Source organism: Actinokineospora guangxiensis (assembly GCF_042657845.1).
Classification (GTDB): domain Bacteria; phylum Actinomycetota; class Actinomycetes; order Mycobacteriales; family Pseudonocardiaceae; genus Actinokineospora; species Actinokineospora guangxiensis.
In genome coordinates, this window is the sequence record NZ_JBHSKF010000014.1 from 94,554 (window position 1) to 115,818 (window position 21,265).

Sequence of the window (21,265 nt, forward strand, 5' to 3'; positions counted from 1 at the left end):
CCTCGCCCTGCTTCTCGACCGCATCTGCGATCCCGGCCGGACCGGGTGCGCGGTGCGAGCGGAAACCGAGCAGCTCGACCGCGCCGACCTCGACCGCCGCTCCGCGGAGTTGGCCGCGGCGCTCGGTCGACGGCGGATCGGCGCGGAGGACATCGTCGGACTGGTGATGCGCCGGAGCGCGGACCTGGTCGTCGCCATGATCGGCGTGCTCCGCGCCGGTGCCGCCTTCGTGGTGGTGCCCCCGGACGAGCCCGCCCGGCACCGCGAGGAACTGCTGGAGCGGTGCGGCGTCCGCACCGTTCTGCCTGGCTTGGCGGTATCGGATCGTCCCGCCCCGCCGGGGCCTCGCCCGGTCGATGGCTCGGCGCTGGCCTACATCTGCTTCACCTCGGGCTCGACCGGCCGTCCGAAGGGGGTCATGATCAGCCGTGACGCCCTGGCCAACTACATCGAGTTCGCCTGTCGGCACTACGGGCTCGACGACTTGGCCGGGCAGACGTCGTTGCTGCACACCTCGCCCGCCTTCGACCTGTTCCTCACCTCGGTGCTGCCGCCGCTGGTGTCGGGGATGGTGGTCGAGGTGATGCCGGGCGAAGGATCGCGCTCCTTGGCGGCGCGCACCGCGGCGGCCGGTGTCGGACTGCTGAAGGTGACCCCCAGCCACCTGAGGGGACTCGTCGCGCTCGGGGCCCCGGCTCCCCGCGCCGCGGTCGTGGTGGTCGGCGGCGAGCAGTTCACCGGCGCCGATGTGGACTATCTGCGCGGCGGCGGCGGCGCGCCGAAGGTGTTCAACGAGTACGGACCGACCGAAGCCACGGTCGGTTGCATGGTGCACGACTGCGACGACAGGCCCCTCGCGGGCGCCGTCCCCATCGGCCGCAGCATCTCGGGCATGCGCGAGCGCACGCTCTCCAGGGAGATGCTGCCGCTCGGCGGTGCGGGGGACGGCCGCGACACCGAACTGTTCCTCGGGGGCACAGGCCTCGCGCGGGGCTATCTGGGAGCGCCCGCCGCCACAGCGGAGCGCTTCCTCCCGGACCCGGACGGGCCACCCGGCGCCCGCCTGTACCGCTCCGGCGACCTGGTGTCGGTGTCACCGCGCGGCGAGCTGCGCTTCGCCGGTCGGGTGGACGAGCAGCTCAAGGTGCTCGGCCACCGCATCGAGCCCCAGGAGGTGCGTGAGCGGCTGCTGAGGCACCCCGGGTGCCGGGACGCGGTGGTCGACGCCCCGACCGGCGACGCGCTGCGGGCCGTGGTCGTGCTCGCCCGCGGAGCCACCCCGGAGCAGTTGCGTGACCACATCGCGGAGACGGCACCAGCGCACCTGGTGCCCGCCCAAGTCGTCGCGGTGCCCGAGATCCCGCTCACGGCCAACGGGAAAGTCGACCGCGCCGCGCTCGACCGGATGATGACGACCAGCGCGACCCCCGACAGCGCGGGTGCGGAGGGAGCGGACCTCGACGGCGAGGACCCGCTGCGACGCGATGTCGCGTCGCTCTTCTGCGACCTGCTGGGACGTGCCGAGGTCGACACCACCTCGTCGTTCTTCGACCTCGGCGGCAGCTCGATCGCCGCGATCCAGCTGCTGGCGCGGGTGGAGGCCACCTTCGGAGCCCCGGTCCCGCCCAGCAGGTTGCACGACGACGACCCGGAGACCGGACTGCCCCTCATCAGCGTCGACGGTCTCTGCGGACTGATCCGCGCTGAGCCGTCGGTCCACCGAGCCGGGTTCGTGCAGCTGCGAGAGGGGGCAGGCAACGGCACCGCGGTGCTCGTGCACGGCGCGGGCGGCGACTTCGGGGGATACCGCCAGCTCGCCGAGCTGGCGCCTGCGGGAACCCGGGTGATCGCGCTGCAGGCCCTGCGCACCCACGCGGTGGACCAGCGGGACATGGCCGCGATCGCGCGGTTCCACGCCTCCGGGTTGGCCGCGAGCAGGCCGGAGACGCCGTTGCGCCTGATCGGCTGGTCGTTCGGCGGGCTGCTGGCGCTGGAGATCGCTCGCGTGCTCGGCGAACTCGGCCTCGCGGTGGCCGACTTGGTCGTGGTGGACAGCTTCGTGCCCGACGGCGACGAGACCTCCTCGGTGGCCGAGGCCGCCGCCGACGCCGCGGCGGAAGGCGTCGCGCTGCTGGGCTTGGGCGAGAACGACCCGCTCCCCACCCACCTGCGCCACGCGGTCGACCTGTACGAGGATCACCTCTGGGCACTGCGCGGCCATCGTCCATCCACTGTGGATATACCGGTCACCGTGGTCCACGCCGACGCGCACGGCGACGAGGAGATCAAGCGCAACGAGGCCGCCTGGGCCGATCTCGCCCCCGGACGGACCGCTTTCCTGACCGTCGGGGGAGACCACCACTCCGTGTTGCACAACCGAGAACTCGCCGACGCCGTCACCAGGGCCTGGGAGCGAAACGATGACTGACGTCCCCCGCAACCGCATCGTGGTCACCGACCAGCGCCACCTGGACGACGACGTGGTCGAGCAGACCCGGGGCTTCCTCGCCGAGCAGGGGTGGGTGGTGCTGCGGGGTCTGCCGCTCGGCGACGACGCGCCGCGCGGGCTCGCCGCGCTCGTGCGCCGCGTCGCGGGCTCGCCGCTGGGCTACCACGAGCGCTCGTCTCCGCGCTCGGAGCTGGGCGACGGCGTGTACACCTCGACCGAGTACCCCGCCTCGGAGGAGATCCACCTCCACAACGAGAACTCCTACCAGCTCGACTGGCCGATGCGGCTGTTCTTCCAGTGCCTGCGACCCGCGGCGACCGGGGGCGCGACGCCGCTGGCAGACACCCGGCAGATCCTGGCAACCATGGACCCCGCCGTCCGCGACCGCTTCGCCGACCTCGGCTGGCGGGTGGTGCGCAACTACCACGAGGGCATGGGTCTGACCTGGCAGGAGTCCTTCGGTGTGACCGACCACGACCAGTTGACGCGGTTGTGCGAGGAGCGGGGGTTGGTCGCGAGCTGGCACGACGGGGTCCTACGGACCTCGGCCACCCGCGCGGCGATCCACCGGCACCCGACGACAGGGCAGGACGTGTGGTTCAACCACGCGGCCGTGTTCCACCTCGCCTCTCGTCCGCCTGCCGTGCGCTCGGCCCTGCGCGAGATGTTCGCCGAGGACGAACTGCCCACCCAGAGCTACTTCGGCAACGGCGACCCGATCGACGACGACACCGTCGAGCACCTGGTCGAGTGCTATGCGGCGGCGCGCTTCCGGTTCGACTACCAAGCAGGCGACGTGCTCGTCATCGACAACATGCTGATCTCCCACGGCCGCGAACCGTTCACCGGCGACCGGGCGGTCGCGGTGGCCATGGCGTGCCCGCGCTCGGAGTTCCCCGCCGCGCTGTCGGAGGTGGGGCGGTGACCGCGGCGGCGCAGGGATGGGCGAGCCCGGCTTCCCACGAGCAGGAGCGGGTGTGGAACGACGAGCGGGTGGGCGTGGCCGCCAGCGCCTACAGCTTGTTCGGCGCCTTCGAGATCAGCGGCCCGCTGGACGTGGCGCGGCTGGTGGTCGCCATCGGCCAGCTCATGGCCCGGTATGACGTGCTCCGCGCCACCTTCGCCCAGTCCGACGCGGGACTGGAGCAGATCATCTGGGACGACGTCGCGGCCACGCTCGTGGTGGACCTGCGCGAACTGGCTCCGACCGCGCGCGGACGAGCGCTGGAGGAGTTCATCGCCCGCGAGCGCGACTACCACTTCGACCTGACCGACGACACGCTGTTCCGCACCGCTGTCGTCCGGCTGACCGGTGAGGACGCCGTCCTGGTCGTGCACGCCCACCACATCCTGCTGGACGAGTGGTCGCTGGCGTTGCTGATGGACGAGATGTCCGACCTCTACGCCCGAGGCCCCTACGCGCTGGGCGAGCCCGGCGCGCAGTACACCGACTACGCCCAAGCCCAGCGGGACCACCCGAGCTGGTCGGAGGCGGACCGGGCGTTCTGGCGCGAGGAACTCGCCGACATCACGCCGTCGAGCCTGCCGGAGCGCCCGGGCTGGCAGGAGTTGCCCCGCGGGTCCGCGGAGGTCGCCCTGTCGGTGGACATCGACGCCCACCTGCTGCGGGACAGCGCTCGCGCCGCGGCGGTCACCCCGCACACCCTCGGGTTGACGGCGCTGTCGCTCACCCTCGCCCGCCTGGGCGGCCCGGGCGGGGTGCCGATCGTGGTGCTGCCGGTCGCGGACAGGATCAGGCCCGAGACGCTGTCGATGATCGGCCTGCTGGTCAACTTGCTCCCGGTGCCGCTGCGCTCCCGCGGCGCGACGGTCGGCGAGGCGCTGGCGGCGGTCGCCCAAGCCCAGGCGCACGCGCTGCGCAGGCAGGGTGTGCCCCTGGCGGAGATCGCTCTTGCCAGCGGCCGAGCGGCCACCGATCTGCTGAGCACCGTCTACCACCTGCACGACGGCGACCGCGGGCACCGGCTGCGGTTCGACGGATGCCAGGTCTCGTTGCGCGAGGAGCAGGAGACTCCAGCCCAGTTCGACCTCACCGTTGGCCTCGAACTCCGGGGCAGCAGTGTGCGGATCGTCGTCCAGTACAACTCCCAGCGCTACGAGGAACCGGTGGTCCAGGCGTTGTGCGCCGACATGGCGGACTTCCTCACCGCGCTGGTCCACGACGCGGGCGGAGCGGGAGCGGTGCGCTCGACCTCCCGGGAGAGCGCGACCGCCGGCCGCGACCACCCGCGCGCGCCCGTCGACCCCGTCGAGCGGTTCGCCGGGTGGGTGCGCAGGCAACCGCGGGGGTGCGCCGTCCGCTGGGCGGGGGGCTCGTGCGACTACGGCGAGCTCGCCGACAGAGCTGGTCGGATCGCCGCAGCGCTGACCGGCCGCGGGCCCGACCGCCCGGTGGGCCTGCTGATGCACCGGGGGGTCGACGCCGTCGCCGCCATCGTCGCAGCCGCGTGGGCAGGCGTGCCGTACGTGCCGCTGAACCCGGAAGACCCGGTCGAGCGGCTGGCCGCGGTGGCAGGCCGCGCGGGCCTGGACGCGGTGCTCGTCAACGCGGCGACGGCCGGATCGGCGCCGCCGAACACCACCGGGATCGACGTGACCACCGTCCCCCACCGGGCGGGCGGGCGCGCCGAAGTCCCGGGCAACGCCCCGATGGCCGTCATGCACACCTCGGGGTCGACCGGTCCGCCCAAGGGCGCGGTGGTCCGCAGGGAGAACGTGGCCCACCTCGTCGAGCAGGACTTCGCCGACCTGGGGCCCGGGCGCGCCGTCGCGCACGCCTCACCGCTGGCCTTCGACGCGTCCACCTTCGAGATCTGGGGTGCGCTCGGCACCGGCGCCACCATCGCGGTGATCGACAAGGAGAGCGCCACCGACGCCAGGGCGCTCCCCCCGCTGCTGCGCGACCTCGACGTGCACACCATGTTCGTCACCACCTCCCTGTTCAACCACCTCGTGCGCTCGGACGCCGGGACCTTCGACGGGGTGAGCGCGGTGATCACCGGCGGCGAGCGGGCGGATGCGGACTCGTTCCGCGCCGTCACGGGCAGGACCGGCGGACCAGCGGTGCTGCACGCCTACGGACCGACCGAGACCACGACGTTCACCACCGTCACCCGCGTCGCCGACGTGCCGTCCGGCGAACGGGACGTGCCGCTGGGCGGGCCGCTGCGCGGCACGTCCACCCACGTCCTCGACGACCAGCTGAGGGCACTGCCCCCCGGGTTCGCCGGGGAGCTGTGGATCGGCGGCGCGGGCGTCACCGACGGTTACCTCGGTGCCCCGCGCGCCACGGCCGAGCGTTTCCTGCCCGACCCGTTCACCGAACGCCCGGGGCAGCGGATGTACCGCTCCGGCGACCACGTGCGCTGCCGCGACGACGGCGGCCTGGTGTTCGTCGGACGCGGCGACCGCCAGGTGAAGGTCCGCGGGCACCGCGTCGAGCTCGCCGAGGTCGAGACGGCCGCGCTGGCGATCCCCGCCGTCGCCAACGCCCTGGCCAGAGCGGTCACCACCGCGACCGGCGAGGTGCTGATCGCGCTCGGCGTCGAGTCCGGGCAGGTCGACGCCGAACTGGTGCGCAAACACCTGGCGGTGGCGCTGCCGCCCTACGCGCTGCCCGCGACCGTCGTCGTGCTCGAGCGGTTCCCGCTCAAGCGGTCCGGCAAGGTCGACTCCGACCAGCTCTTCGCCACCGGGGAACCCGGCCTCGCCCCGGGTGCCGATGACGACCCGGCCGCCGGCCTGGTCCGCGCGACGTGGACCGCCGCGCTCGGCCACGAGCCCGCGGGCACGGACGCGCACTTCTTCTTCTCCGGCGGGAACTCGCTCTCGGCGGTCAGGTTCCTCGACACCATCCGCGAGCAGACCGGTGTCGACATCTCCATCCGACGGTTCCTGCTGAACCCCACCTTCGGGGAGCTGTGCGAGCAGGTCCGCGCGACCGAGCCCGGCGACGACGAGCTGACCGCCATCTTCGACGAGTGGGGAGCGAGCGAGCGTGACTGAGACGCCGGTCCGGGCGGAGTGGCTGCGCGGGCTCGACCCGACCCGGCGCGCGGCGCTGCAAGCCGAGATCCGCCGCAAGGGCCTGCAGGACGATCCGCGGACGATCTGCCTCTGGCGGGAGCCGGGGGCCTGCGCGCCGTTGTCCCCCGCCCAGCAGCAGATGCTGGTGCTGCAGGAGTTGCGCCCGGACAACTCGGGCTACCACACCTTCACCAGTCTCCGGCTGAGCGGCGGGGGAGAACTGGCCTCTCCCGCCCGCCTCGCGGCGGCGTTCAACGCGATGGCCCAGCGCCACGAGGTGCTGCGCACCGTCTACCGCCACGAGGACGACCGCCCCGTCCAGGTCCTGTGCCAGGGGACCCTGGTGACCGAAGTGGTCGACCTCCGCGGGGTGCGGCCGGACGAAGCCGAGACCGCCTTGGACCCGGTCCTGCGGCAGTCCCGAACCCGTGGCTTCGACCTGTCGGTCGACTGGCCCATCCGCCCGGTGATCGCGCTGCTCGACGGTGACGCGGTCGCGCTGGCGGTGACGATCCACCACATCGCCTTCGACGGGTGGTCGGAGCACGTGTTCTGGTCTGAGCTGCGCAGCCTCGTCGACGGTTCCGCCGATGCCCTGGAGGATCTGCCGTTCCAGTACGCCGACTACTCGGCCTGGCAGCACGAGGTGGGGATCGGGCGGCACTTGGACTACTGGCGGGGGTTGCTCGCCGGCGCTCCGGAGGGAGTGCGGCTCGCGCGGCACCGCGTGAGCGCCCCGACGTCGGAATCGGGGATGTCGCACCGGGTCGAGTTCGGCCCGGTCGCCACAGCGGACTTCCGCGCCGCGATCGCCGCGGCGGGCGCCACCCCCCACATGGGCATGGTCGCCGCGCTGTTGATGTTCATGGCCACCTGGTCAGGCGACGATGACGTGGTGCTGGGCTCGCCCAACGCCAACCGGCAGGGGGAGCAGAGCAGGCGGCTCATCGGCAACTTCGTGAACTCCGCGCTCTTCCGGGCGGTCGTCGTCGAGGGCTCCAGCTTCGGAGAGGTGCTGCGCCTCGTGCGCGAGCAGGCCGTCGAGGCCGTGGCACGGCCGATCCCGCTCGGCGAGCTGGTCCGCGCGCTCGACCCGGAACGCGGCGCGGGTGACCAGCCCTTGTACAACGTGAACCTCACGCTGCACAACAACCCCGAAGCCACGGGCAGCGCCGCGGGCCTGGACATCGCGCTGGTGGCCCCGCCGGTCGCGGCGTCGCGATTCGACCTCGACGTCAACCTCTGGGAGGGCGAGCACACGATCACCGGCAGCCTGCTGCACCGAGCGGGCGTGCTGCTGCCCGCCGAGGGAGCGCGCTGCGCCGAGGAGTTCGTCCGCTTCGGGTCCGCGCTCTTCGCCGACCGCGACAGCCCCGTCGCCGTCGTCCGCGAACGCGCCGAGGTGGCCGGCCGTGCCGCTGCGATGACGCTGGCCGAGCGCATCGACCGGGTGGTGTGCTCGTTCCCCGGCTCGGTCGCCGTCGAGCGGCACGGGCAGCCGCCGATGACCTTCGCCGACCTCGACGTCCGGGTCCGGAGCCTGGCCGACCAGCTGGCCGGGGTGGGTGTGGACCGGGGCAGCCGGGTGCTGATCGACGCGGGACGCGGCGCCGAGGCGATCACCGCGATGCTGGCGTGCCTGCGCATCGGCGCGGCGTACACCCCCGTCGACCCCGGGGACACCCGGGAACGCGTCGAGCAGATCTCGACCGCCCTCGCCCCGCACGCGCTGATCACCCGCGCCGCCGATGACGCTGGCCCAGACGCACCTCCCCAGGTCGCACCCGGCCCCGGTGACCCCGAGAACAGCACCGAGGACACCGCGTACGTGCTGTTCACCTCAGGCACGACCGGTGTCCCCAAGGGTGTCCGCGTCCCCGAGGCCGCGCTGGTCAACTACGCCGACTGGGCGGCACTGGAGTACCGGATGACAGAGGGTCTCGGCGTCCCGCTGGTCACGTCGCTGAGCGTCGACCTCACCGTCACCTCGATCATCGCGACCCTGCTGGCAGGGCAGCGGGTCATCACCTTCGCCGATGAGGACTACCCGGGGCAGACCGTCGTCGAGCGGCTGCCGCACCTGCGGGACCTGACGCTGGTCAAGCTCACCCCGACCCACCTCGCCATGACCGACGGCCTGTTCGAGCGGTGCCCGCACATCGCCCGCACACTGGTGCTCGGCGGCGAGGCGCTGCCCATGGCGGGTGTTCGCCCGATCGCGTGGCGCGGCGTGCGGGTCTACAACGAGTACGGGCCCACCGAGGCCACAGTGGCCTGTGTGGCGACCCGACTGAGCGGTCATGAGGACGGCGACGACGCCCCCATCGGGCGGCCCATCGCGGGTGCGGTCGTGTCCGTTCTCGGATCGGCGGGCGACCCTGTTCCCGACGGGCGGGTCGGCGAACTGGTCGTCACCGGCCCGGGTGTCGCGCACGGGTACCTCGACGCGCCGGGCGCGACGGCCGCGGCGTTCCTCCCGGTCGCGGACGGGCGGCGCGGCTACGCCACCGGGGACCGGGTGCACCGGGACATCGCGACCGGCGACCTGCACTTCGTCGGCCGGGCCGACCGGCAGGTGAAGATCCGCGGCAGGCGCGTCGAACTCGACGAGATCGCCGTGATCGCCTGCGGCGTCGAGGGGATCCGACACGCGGGCGCCGAGGTCGGCGCGGACGGTCGGCTGCGCTTGGACCTCGTGGTCGACCCCGCCGCCACGATCGAGGCTTCTGCCGAGGTGAAGCCCGCGGAGGGGGATGCCGCCGTGCTGGGGGACTGGCGGGCCGTCTTCGACCACACCTACGCCGACGGCGACGACCCGTTCGCAGGCTGGGCGGACTCCGCCTGCCAGGAGCCGATCCCGGCAGCGCACATGCTCGAATGGGTCCGGCAGACCGTCGAGAGGATCACCTCCGCCGCACCCACGCCGGAGCCGCGCGTGCTGGAGATCGGCTGCGGAACCGGCCTGCTGCTCACCCGCCTGGCGCCGTGGTCGCGGTCCTACCACGCGACCGATCTGTCACGCTCGGCCGTGGAGCGGATCCGCGCCCTGCTCGCCGAGCCCGACAACGTGGAGTGGGCCGACCGCGTGGTCCTGTCGCGGCAGGGTGCCGACGTCGTCCCGGACGGGGAGTTCGACGTCGTCGTCCTCAACTCCGTGGCGCAGTACTTCCCCTCGGCGGCCTACTTCGACGCCGTGCTGGACGCGCTGCTGTCCCGCTTGAGCCCGAACGGCGTGCTGTTCCTCGGCGATCTGCGTCCCGCCGAGCTCGACGGGCGCCTGGCGTGGTGGATCGAGAGCAGGCGCGATCCCGACCCGGCGACCCTGGCGGCGAGGGTGGCGGCGAGGGTGGCGGGCGACCCGGAGCTGCGGGTGGGTCCTGACAGGCTGCTCTCGCTGCCCGGCAGGCTTGTCCGCTGCATCCCGAAGGCATTGGACGCCGAGACCGAGATGGGCGAGTTCCGCTTCGACTGCGTCATCGGCCCGCACGGTGCGCGGCACGCGCCCGGCACGGTGGTGGCTGAAGAGATCGACACCCTCGACGAGCTCGACGCCTACCTCGGCGACGCGCCGGTGGTGCTGTCCCGCGTGCGCTGGCACGGTTCCGACCCGAGCGACACCGGCCGAGACGGTGCCGGACCACGCGATACCCGCCGGACAGGCGTGCGGCCGGCGCGACTGGCCGCCGTGGCGCGACGCCGCGGCCTGATCGCCCAGTTCGAGATCGCGCCCGGCACCGGCTGCGAGTACTACGCGGTGCGCTTGGCGGCGAGCCCGCTCCCCGGGAGCATCCTGCCCACTGTCCCGACGAGCTCGCTGTCGCCGCTGGTCAGGGAACCGGCGCGGACCCTGCGGTCCCGGCAAGACGCGCTCGCGGCGGTGGTCGTGGACGCGATCGTCCGCAGGCTGGGGGAGTGGGCCAGACCCAGCGAGGTCGCGGTGCACGACCGCGTGGTGGCCGCAGCCGGGGGGAAGGCCGCCCCGCGGTCGACGCCCACGGCTCCGCCCGCCACGGCGTCGGCGCCTGCCGGTGCCGACTGGTCGCGGATCGAGCCCGCGGTCCGCAGGCTGCTGGGCCGCGAGGTGGCGCCGACCGACCACTTCTTCCGGGCAGGCGGGCACTCGCTGCTGGCGATCCAACTGGTGAACACGCTGCGCGGGGAACTCGGCGCCGACATCCCGATGCGCGCGCCGTTCGACCACCCCGTCCTGCAGGACCTCGCGGCGGTGGTGGGCGCAGTCCTGGCCCGCGGCGACGCCGCGGCAGGGCCCGGCGCGGGCAGCGCGGAGGACCGAGCTCCCGCCGAGGCGCCGCTCACCGTCGAACAGCAGGGCGTCTGGTTCGACCAAGTGACCTCGCCGAACTCGACCGCCATGAACATGCCGCTGCACGGCGATCTCCCGCCCGGGACCGGTCTCGACGCCGTGGTGGGTGCGCTGCGGTTCCTGGTGCTCCGGCACGACGTGCTCCGGGTGCGCATCCGGGTCAAGGACGGCACCCCGGTGCAGTGGATCGACGACGACCACCCGCCGCGGATCGACGTCGTCGACCTCGCCGCGCTCAATGGCGGCCCGGCGCGCCGGGCCGCCGCCGACCTCGCGGCCGCTCAGGTGGGCACCCCGTTCGACCTGGAAGCCGAGCCCCCAGTGCGAATCGCGGTCCTGAGGCTGCCCGATCGCCTGAGGGTTCTGATGACCGTGCACCACGTCGCCTTCGACGGCACCTCCGAGCAGATCCTGCTGGACGGCGCCGCCGCGCTCGCCGCGCGCGGGCCCGAGGTCGGGCTTGCGGAGGCGGGCTCCTACCTCGCTTACGCCAAACGCCAAGCCGAGTCCGATCACACCGCCAGCACCGACTTCTGGGTCGAGCGCCTCGCGGGCGTGGAGACCGCGGCCCTCCTGCCGCAGCGCGAGCAGGCCGCCGCCCGGCGCACCCGCTGCCGCCACGAACGCGCGCTGAGCGCGCCCGAGGCGAGCGCGCTCCGGGCCTACGCGGACATCCACGGCACGACGATGTACGGCGTCCTGTTGGCCGCCTTCGCCCTGGCGCTGGCGCGGTTGTCGGAGCGACCGGACGTGGTCATGGCCATCGACTACGGGGGCCGCCCGCCCGGAGCGGAGAACACAGTCGGACTCTTCGTCAATCAGCTGCTGCTGCGCTGCTCCATGAACACCGGCAGAGAAGACACCGGGGAAGGAGGCGACGGTGAGGCGAGCGACGGGCTCGACGCCGCCTGCGCCGAGGTGCGTGCCCGGCTCGCCGAGGCCGTCGAGCACGGACACGCTCCGTTCTCGGCCGTCGTCCAGCGGCTGCGGCGGCGCAACAAGGAGCTGGCACGACGGCCGTTCCAGGTCAAGGTCAGCTATCTGCGCCACGACCGCCCTGACGACCGCGGTGGGTGGCAGATGACGCCCGGGCTGCCAGGCGATGTGGGCGACGGCGTGACGTTCCTGTGCCGCGACGACGGCGCGTCCGTCACCGTGATCGCCGAGTACGCCGCCGAGCAGTTCGCTGCCGAGACAGTCGACGCTGTTCTGTCCGCCTGGGAGCGGGCGCTCGCCCCGGCGCTCGGTGCGGCGGTCGGCCGGTGACCGCGACGAGGAGCCTGAACCGCGACCGCGTCTTCACCCTGTACTGGTCGGCGGTCACCACATCAGGGCTCAGCGGTGCGTACGCGGCCCTGCTGCTTCCGCTGCTGGTACTGCGGTACACCGGCTCGCTGGCGCAGATGGGGCTGGTCACGGCCGCCTCCACCGCGGTCGGCGTGGTCGCCACCGTGGCCGCTGGGCCTTTGGTGGACCGGCTCGACCGCCCGCGGCTGATGCTGGTCTGCGACCTGGTGCGGGTGGTGCTCTTCGCCGCGTTGGCGGTGACCTGGGCGGTGGCGCCGCAGATGTGGCTGCTCTACGTGTGCGCGGCGGTCAGCGCCGGCATGGCCATCACCTTCCGCGTCGCTCACGTGACGCTCGTGCCGGTGCTGGTCTCCTCCGGGCAGATCGTGGCGGCCAACAGCAGGTTGGAGGCCACCGGTTCGCTGGCGATCCTCGGCGGGCCCCTGCTCGCCGGCGTGGCGGTGTCGACGATCGGACCCGCCACGGCCCTGTCGGTGAACGTCTTGCTGCTGCTGTGGTCGGCGCTGGCCGTGTGGCTCATCCGCAGGCCGAGCAGGGCGGGCCAGGAAGCCAACGCCGGCCAGGGGGAGCGCCAGAACTGGTGGCGCAGCTACCGCACGGGGTGGCGCTTCCTGTGGGGGCAACCAGTGCTGCGCTGGCTGATGGTCCTGCTGACGCTGCTCACCTTCGTCACCGCACCCGCCGAGGTCGTGCTGATCTACTTCCTGACCGACGAACTCGGCGCCGACAGCGGGACCGTGGGGCTCATCCTGTCGCTGGCGGGTCTGGGCGGGCTGCTCGCCGCGGTCGTCACCCCGTACCTGCGCCGCCGCCTCGGCTTCGCCGCCTCGTGGTTCGGCGCGTTCGCCATCGTGTCCGCCGGCTTGGCCTCCATCAGCCTCACCTCGTCGATCTGGGCCATCGGGGTGGTCGCCGTCGCCTTCATCTTCGGGATCAGCGTCGCGGGCATCTGCAGCATGTCGCTGCGCCAGCAGATCACGCCAGGGCACCTGCTCGGGCGGGTCACGGCGCTGTTCTGGGCGGCCACCACCTCCCTCGCACCCGCTGGGACGGCCATCCTCACCGCCCTCGCCACCACCTACGGGGTGCGCACGGTCACCGCGGTCGCGGGCTTCCTCTGCTTGGCGGTGCTCGCCTTGGCCCTGCTGACGCCACTGCGCAGCCGAGAACCGGCACCAGCGGAGGAAAGGACGGCCGATGAGTAGCGGCGAGAAGCCGATCCGCGAATGGCTGCTCGCGGCCATCGCCAAGCGCATGCCGCCGGGCAGCGCAGCAGTCCCGTCCGACACCCCGTTGGCCGATCTGGGCCTGTCTTCGCGAGAGCTGTTGGAGGTGACGGGGGAACTGTCCGAACTGGTCGGCCGGGAACTGGACCCCGCGGCGCTGTGGAAGCACCCGACGGTGGACGCCATCGCCGCCGCCCTGTCCGGCGCTCGACCCGCGGCGGGCCCCGCGCTGCCTGAGGGGGTGCCGCGAGCAGTGGAGACCGAGGGGATCGCCGTGGTCGGCATGGCGGCCCGCTTCCCCGGCGGGGTGGGGATCGACGCCTTCTGGGAGCTGGTGCGCCAGGCCGCCACGCCCGCACCGGTGGCGCCACCCGGACGTCCCCACGGCGACCGCCAGCACCTGCTGGCCGACGTCGAGTCCTTCGCGGCCCCCCGGTTCGGTCTGCGCGCGGAGGAAGCCGAGCTGATGGACCCGCAGCAGCGCGTGGTGATGGAGGTCGCCTGGGAGGCTCTGCAGGACGCAGGGATCCCGGTCGGCGCTCTGCGCGGCACCAGGACCGGGGTGTTCGTCGGCGCGAGCTCGGCTGATTTCGCGCGGCTGGTCGACGCCCCCGCCGGCCCGGCGCGCCGTTACGCGGCCACGGGTTCCTCGCCCAGCATCCTGGCCAACCGCCTGTCCTACGCTTTCGGCCTGCACGGGCCGAGCATGACCGTCGACACCGCCTGCTCGTCCTCGCTGGTGGCCCTGCACCTGGCCTGTCAGGCCATCCGACTGGGGGAATGCGACGCGGCGCTGGTCGGCGGCGTGAACGTCATCCTGGACGACGCGGTGACCGACACGCTGCGCGCAGGACAGATGATCAGCCCGAGCGGCGCGTGCCGCACCTTCGACCGCGCCGCCGACGGCTACGTGCGGTCCGAGGGATGCGGCGTGGTCGTGCTCAAGCCGCTGTCCTCCGTCACCGGTTCCGACACCGTGCTGGGGATCATCCGCGGTACCGCCGTGGCCCAGGACGGCCGCAGCAACGGGCTGACCGCGCCGAACCCGGCCGCCCAGCAGACGGTGGTGCGGGACGCGTTGCGTCGAGCGGGCGTGCGCGGCGACCAGCTCAGCTACGTCGAGTGCCACGGCACCGGGACGCCGCTGGGCGACCCCATCGAGGTGGAGGCGCTGGACGCGGTGCTGAGCCGCGACCCCACCGCGCCCCCCTGCGCCATCAGCTCGGTGAAGGCCGTCGTCGGCCACTGCGAGGCGGCGGCGGGCATCGCCGGGCTGATCAAGCTCCTGCTGCAGGGCAGGCACGGGCTCATCGCCGCACACCCGGTCAGCTCCGGCGTGGCGCCCAGGGTCGCGGAGTGCGCCGCGGTGGTCGTTCCGGACGTGGAGGTCGAGTGGCCGCCCGGGCAGCTGGCGGGCGTCAGCTCGTTCGGTTTCGGCGGCACCTTGGCGCACGCGATCGTCGAAACCGCGCCCGTGGCGGCGCCCGTCCGTCCTGCCGCGCGTTCAGCGCACCTGTTCGTGCTGAGCGCGGACAACCGCGACGACATCCGCGACCTGGCGGCGCGCACGCTGGCTTTCGCCGAAGCACACCCTGGCGCGGCGGTCGCCGATCTCGCGCACACCCTCACCTCGCGCCGTTCCCGGCTCACCGAAGGGCTCGCGTTCGTCGCGGGCGCCGCGGACTTGGCGGACAGGCTGCGCGAGATCGGCGGCGGCTCCGGGGAGAGCGACGCGGGTGCGGCTCGCTGGTTCGGTGAACGCCGGGACGGGCTCGTCTTCGGCTACGGCGGACAGGTCGCCGACGTCGCCCGCTTGGGGCGCGGGCTCTACACCACACTGCCGGAGTACCGGGCCCGGCTGCGCGACTGCGCCGATGTGCTGGGTGCACTCGGTGTGCCGCTGCTCCCCGGGCTGTTCACCGGCCACCCCGACGACCGCACCGCCACCACCGCGTTCATCCAACCCGCCCTGGTGGCGCACCAGATCGCGCTCAGCGGAGTGTGGCTGGACTGGGGGCTGTCACCGCGAGGCGCCACCGGCTACAGCGTCGGCGAGATCGCCGCGGCGTGCACAGCCGGCGCGCTGACGGTGGAGGAAGCGCTGCGGCTCGCGGTCGCGCGCGGCGCGGTGATGGAGCGGTACCGGGGTCGCGGGGCCACCGTGAGCGTGCGGATCCCCGTCTCGGCGACCGCGACGCCCGGCGAGGTCGCACCGGACTGCCCGATCAGCGCCGTCAACAGCGCGCGGCACGTCCACTTGGCGGTGCCCGCGCACGCGATCGAGGCGACGGTGCGGGATCTGCGCGAGGCAGGGCTGCGCGCCCGCTTGGTCAACCCTGCCTACGCCTTCCACAGCCCTCTCATGGGGAGTCCCGACGAGTTGCGCGACCTGCTCGGTGAGACGCCGAGCCGTCCAGTGCAGATTCCGCTGGTCTCGACCTCCACCGGTTCTGTGGTGCGCTCCGGTGAGGTGCTCCCGCCGGACCACTGGGTGCGGCACGCCCTCGCCCCGGTGTGCTGGCACGCCGCGCTCGCCGGAATCGGCGACGAGTTCGACGGGCCGGTCGTGGTCGAGTTCGGCGCCATCACCCACCTGGCGACCTCGGTGGCGGCCGTGCCCGGTGTAGTCCACGTGGGCACAACGGCCACCGTCGAACACGACGTTCGCGCGGTTCTGACCGCCGTTGCCGCGGTCGCCTCCGCAGGGCAGGACGTGACGGGCGTGGAGCGCGGGGGTGCGCTGGTGAGCGCGCCCGCACCCGCGATGACCCGACAACGACTTCGGTCGCGGTGGTCGTCCCGGTCTCCGGGACCTGAGCAGACAGCCCGCGTGAACGATCCGCCCGCCGACGCGCAAGCGATCGCACACCACGCCCCGGTCCGCGACGCGAGGAGACGGGAGAACCCGATGACGAGTCCTGACGCGGTCGTGACCGCGATCGCGGCGCAGCTCGACCTGCCACCCGGTGAACTGCACCCGGACGTGACATTCCTCGACCAGGGCGCGGACTCGTTCGCCCTGATCCGGCTGATCGAGGTGGTCAAGACCGCCTATGGCAGGGAGATCGAGCTCAGCGAGCTGTTCGATCGGCTCAACACCCCCCGCAAGCTCGCTCAGCGCCTCATCGACCTGGGGGTGGTGACCGCCGCCGAGGACGAGCCGGCCGCCATCGTGAGCGGGGAACCCGAGGCCGCGGCGCTCACCCGAGGTCCCGAGTCCGCCGAGCCGGGGACGGACGCGTCGGCACTGATCAAGGAGTTCCTCGCCACCCACGAGCGGGTGATGGCCTCAGCCGCCGGTCTCATCACCGGCCGCGCCCCTGACGCGCCTGCGGTGACGCGAACCACCACCACCCGATCCGCGCCACCCGCGTCCCGGACGGCGCCCCTGGCGCGGGCGGGGATGCCCACCGCGGACAACTACACACCGGCGCAGCGCACCTGGTTCAACGACCTCGTCCGTCGCTACACCGAGCACACCGCGGGCTCGCGGGCCCTCGCCGACGAGGGCCGCGTCGTGCACGCCGACCTGCGCAACGCCCCCGGGGCGCATCCGGAGTTGGCTCGGACCCGGTATCCGCTGGCGGCCAAGAGCGCGGACGGGTCGTCCATGACGGACGTCGACGGCCACACCTACGTCGACCTGACGATGGGTTTCGGCTGCTACCTGTTCGGCAACAACCCGCCGTTGGTCGCCGAAGCCATCCAGCGCGAGCTCGCCGCGCCGGGCGTCGTCGGCCCGCAGAGCGAGCCGGCCAACCGGGTGGCCCGCAAGCTGTGCGCCATGACCGGCCACGAGCGGGCCGTGTTCTGCAACACCGGTTCCGAAGCCGTGATGCTGTCCCTGCGCCTGGCGCGGGCCGCCACCGGCCGCCGCACGGTCGTGGTCTTCGAGGGCTCCTACCACGGGGCCGCGGACAGCGTGGCGCGGGTGTCAGCGAAGACCATGACGGGTCCGCTGGGTGATCGGCTCGGCGGGATCGGCGGCGACGAGGTCCTCCTCCTGCGCTACGGAGCCGAGGCCAGCCTGGGCGCGATCGCGGAACGGGCCGAGGAGATCGCCGCGGTGCTGGTCGAGCCGGTGCAGAGCCGGATGCCGGGTCACCAGCCCGCCGAGTTCTGCCGAGCCCTGCGCGAACTGACCGCCCGGCACGGCGTGGTGCTCGTCTTCGACGAGGTGCTCACCGGCTTCCGGTCCGGCCTCACCGGGGTGCAGGGCCGCTGGGGCGTCCGCCCGGACCTCGCCGTCTACGGAAAGGTCCTCGGCGCGGGCCTGCCGATCGGGGTGGTCGCGGGCTCGACCAGCATCACCGCCGCCCTCGACGGCGCGAACGGTCACGACGGAGCCCTGACGTTCTTCTCCGGCACATACTGCAAGCACCCGTACAGCCTCGTCGTCGCCGACGCCGTGCTCACCGAGCTGGAACAACGGGGTGCGCCGCTGCTGGCCGAGCTGGACGAGCGCACCGCGCGGCTCGCGCGGCGGGTGAACCAGGGGCTCGCGCGGATCTCGGTGCCGATCCGCATCTCGTGGTTCGGCTCCCTGTTCCGCTTCGAGTTCACCGCCGAGCACCCGTACTCGGTGCTGATCGAGGCCTTCTACCTGGCCCTGACACTGCGCGGCGTCTACGTCTGGGAGGGCCGCAACTGCTTCCTCTCCTCGGCGCACACCGACGCCGACCTGGCGCGGATCGAAGCCGCGGTGATCGAGGTCGGCGAGGAACTGGCCGCGCAGGGCTTCTTCGGCCAGGCACCGCCCGTCGCGGCGGGGGAATGCGAGCCGGGCGCGGTGTCCGCCGTCCAGGAGCGGTTCTGGGTGCTGCAGGCCGCCTCGCCGTCGTCCTCGGCCTACAGCGTCACCACCGCTCTCGATCTGGACCACCCGATCGACGTCCGCCTGTTCCAGACGGTGTGCCGCGAGGTGCTGGGGGAGTTCGAGCTCCTGCACGCCACCTTCGCCGAGAAGGACGACCGCGTCGTGGTCGTGCCCCGCCCACCGGATGCGGACCCGGCCCTGCACGTGGTGGACCTGCGAGAGCTGCCCGTCACCGAGACGGCGGGCGGCGCGGACGCGGGCACCGAATCCGTGGTCGACTCCGTCGTGGACGCCGTTGACGGGTGCGTGTTCGACCTCAGGGAGGGGCCGCTCTACCGGATGGTCCTGGTGCTGCGCCCGGACGGGCGGGTTACCTGCGTGCTGTCCTGCCACCACATCGTGTGCGACCAACGTTCCCTGGAGCAGATCGCGACCAGGTTCGTCCAAGCGCTGCGCGGCGACGGGGAACCCCTGAGACTGCCGGGATACGACCGGTACGTCGCCATGGAAGAGCGCCGCCGCGCTGACGGCACCTGGGACCGGGCCACCGGCTACTGGCGCGGGCAGCTGGCCGGGGTCGACATCGGGTCGACCCTCACCGAAGACGGCAATCCGAGGCTGGAGAGCAGCGAGGCGGGCACCCTGACCGGCAGCCTCGACGCCGCGACGGCCACCGCGTTGCGGGCTTGGTCGCGCCGCAACGGATTGACCCCGTTCATGGCGCAGGCGGCGGTGCTCGCCATGACCCTGTCCCGGCTCACCGGTTCCTCGGCCGTCACTTTCGGGACCCAGGTGGACGACCGGTTCGGGAGCGCGGCGGACGCCTTCGGGCCCATGATCAACACACTGGCGCTGCGCCTGGACGTGGAGCGGGGGTGCGGCCCTGACGCCGTCGCGGCCCACGTCCGCTCGGTCTGCCTCGCCGCGCTCACTCACCGGGCGCTGCCCTTCCAGGAGGTGGTCCGCAGGCTCGGGCCGCCCCGGCGGCGTGGGAGGCACCCGTTCTTCCAGATCTGCATGCAGGTGCTGACCCCGTTCGAGGACTCCGTCGGCGACGTCGCGGGTGCGCGGCTTCGCGCCGTGAAGAACAAGCACCCGAAGTTCGAGCTGCAGTTCGACGTGTACCCGACCAGGGACAGAGGAATCGATGCCGTCGCGCTGTACGACAGGACCAGGCTCAGCGACGAGCGGATGGCCGAGTTCCTCGCCGTGTGGAAGGCCTGCGCTCAGGAGTTGGCGGGCATGGGCACCACCGACGACGCCGACCAGTCGCGCGAACTTCTCCACGGGGGATTCGAGACCACAGCACGCGCCACCCCGCTGGCCACTGCCGTGCGACACGGCGACCTGCGGTGGAGCTACGCCGACGTCGACCGGCTCGCCGACGGGCTGCGGCTGCGCTGCTCGCTGGGGGCGGGGGAGCGGGTCGCGCTCGTGCTCGACCGCTCCGACCCGTGGATCGTCCCGGCCATGATCGCCGTCCTGCGCTCCGGTGCCACCGCCGTTCCCCTGGACGCCGAATGGCCGACGGCGCGCATCGCCGACCTGCTCGCCCAAGCGGGCTGTCGCACCGTGGTGTCCACAGCAGCACACCGTGCCCGCGCCACCATCGCCGCGGGCACGGCGGACTTGGTGATCGCCGACGACGGGACCGAGTACCGCGAGGTGGAACTGGCTCCGGTTGCGGTCGACCCGTCGTGGCCCGCCTACGTCATCTTCACCTCCGGGTCGACCGGCAAGCCGAAGGGCGTGGTCGTGCCGCACCGCTCCGTGGCCTCCCGCATGGCGTGGCAGCGCTCGGTGTTCCCCCTGTCGCCCGGGGAATCGGCCGTGCTGACCTTCTCCCCGTCGTTCGACGCCGCGGTGTGGCTGATCTTCGGGCCGCTGTCCGACGGCGGGTGCTGCGTACTGCTGGGCCGGGGCGCCCACGGCGACCCCGCGACCCTCACCAGAGCACTGGTCGAGCACCGCTGCCCTGTGCTCAAGACGGTTCCGGCGATGCTGTCGCTGCTCCTGGAGACCGACGGCGTCGACGCGCTCGCCGGCACGCTCCGCAGCATCGCCTGCGGCGGTGAGGAGCTGGACGGGACGCTGTACCGCCGCTGCGCGGAGCACCTCCCGGGCGTGCGGCTGTACAACATGTACGGCCCGACGGAGGCGACCATCAGCGCCCTGCACTGGGCGGGTGAGCTGAAAGCCGGGCCGACCCCGCTGGGAACGCCGGTCGTCGGTGCGACCGCGCACATCGTGGACGACGCGTTGGACGTCGTACCCGACGGCGAGCAGGGCGAGATCTGCCTCGGCGGCGGCGCGCTCGCGCTCGGCTACCTCGACGACCCGCGCGCCACCGCCCAGCGATTCCTGCCCGACCCGCACGGCGCGCCCGGCACCCGCCTGTACGCGACCGGCGACACCGGATCACGCCGCGCGGGGGAGTTCCACTTCGCCGGGCGCAAGGACCGGCAGGTGCAGGTCCGGGGGCACCGGGTCGAGCTCGACGAGGTCGAACGCGTCATGCGGTCGGTCCTGGGTGCCTCCGGCGTGGTCGTCACGAAAGCGGGGGACACCCTGCACGCCACGGTGCGGCTGGACCCGTCGGCGGGCAGCGGGTTCGACTGGCCCTCGATCCGCGGCAAGCTGGTCGAGCTGCTGCCGAGCTACGCCGTGCCGAGCAGGTGCGAACTGGTCGACCGGCTTCCCGAGCACGTCAGCGGCAAGACCGACCTGCGCGGGGTGGCCGAGCGGCCCGACGCGGCGCGCACGCCGGAACTGGTGCGTTCGGAGGTCCACGACATCTGGGCGGCGTTGTTGGGCCACACCAACTTCGGTGAGGACGACGACTTCTTCCTGGCTGGTGGCCACTCCCTGCTCGCGGTTCGGTTGATCACCACGCTCAACCTCCGCTTCGGCAGCACGCTCGAACTCGCCGACCTCTTCGAGCACGGGACCCTCCGCGAACTGGCCGAACTGCTCGCCGCGGGCGACTCGACGCCACCACTCCCGCCGCCCGACCAGCGTGTTCCCCAGCTGAAGCCCGCCCGACGCAGGCGGGTGCGGCGATGATCGACACCAGTGCGGATCAACTGAGGCTCTGG

6 protein-coding genes are annotated in these 21,265 nt (G+C 72.9%); all 6 read left to right on the forward strand.

What is annotated here, in order from left to right:
• The first annotated feature begins 52 nt into the window (after positions 1 to 52).
• From ACFPM7_RS23655 to ACFPM7_RS23680, 6 genes are read left to right on the forward strand one after another with little or no spacing between them, the layout of a single operon-like run.
• Positions 53 to 2,428, forward strand: coding sequence for an AMP-binding protein (locus ACFPM7_RS23655; protein ID WP_378249930.1), 2,376 nt, complete (start codon positions 53 to 55; stop codon positions 2,426 to 2,428).
• On the forward strand, positions 2,421 to 3,374 hold the full coding sequence (locus ACFPM7_RS23660) for a TauD/TfdA family dioxygenase (RefSeq protein WP_378249931.1): 954 nt from the start codon (positions 2,421 to 2,423) through the stop codon (positions 3,372 to 3,374). Before ACFPM7_RS23655 ends, ACFPM7_RS23660 begins: the two co-directional genes overlap by 8 nt.
• On the forward strand, positions 3,371 to 6,475 hold the full coding sequence (locus ACFPM7_RS23665) for an amino acid adenylation domain-containing protein (RefSeq protein WP_378249932.1): 3,105 nt from the start codon (positions 3,371 to 3,373) through the stop codon (positions 6,473 to 6,475). Before ACFPM7_RS23660 ends, ACFPM7_RS23665 begins: the two co-directional genes overlap by 4 nt.
• The gene (locus ACFPM7_RS23670) at positions 6,468 to 12,086 is read left to right on the forward strand and encodes a condensation domain-containing protein (RefSeq protein ID WP_378249934.1); all 5,619 of its coding nucleotides are present in this window, start codon (positions 6,468 to 6,470) and stop codon (positions 12,084 to 12,086) included. The genes ACFPM7_RS23665 and ACFPM7_RS23670 overlap by 8 nt, the downstream gene beginning before the upstream one ends.
• Positions 12,083 to 13,333 (forward strand): MFS transporter, encoded by a 1,251-nt coding sequence (locus ACFPM7_RS23675; protein WP_378249935.1) that lies wholly within the window; start codon positions 12,083 to 12,085, stop codon positions 13,331 to 13,333. Before ACFPM7_RS23670 ends, ACFPM7_RS23675 begins: the two co-directional genes overlap by 4 nt.
• Positions 13,326 to 21,233 (forward strand): amino acid adenylation domain-containing protein, encoded by a 7,908-nt coding sequence (locus tag ACFPM7_RS23680; protein ID WP_378249936.1) that lies wholly within the window; start codon positions 13,326 to 13,328, stop codon positions 21,231 to 21,233. Before ACFPM7_RS23675 ends, ACFPM7_RS23680 begins: the two co-directional genes overlap by 8 nt.
• Positions 21,234 to 21,265 lie beyond the last annotated feature (32 nt).

Bases quoted from the DNA above. Each gene is read 5' to 3' on its own strand.
- ACFPM7_RS23660 (WP_378249931.1), top strand. From the start codon at position 2,421: ATGACTGACGTCCCCCGCAACCGCATCGTGGTCACCGACCAGCGCCAC.
- ACFPM7_RS23680 (WP_378249936.1), top strand. From the start codon at position 13,326: ATGAGTAGCGGCGAGAAGCCGATCCGCGAATGGCTGCTCGCGGCCATC.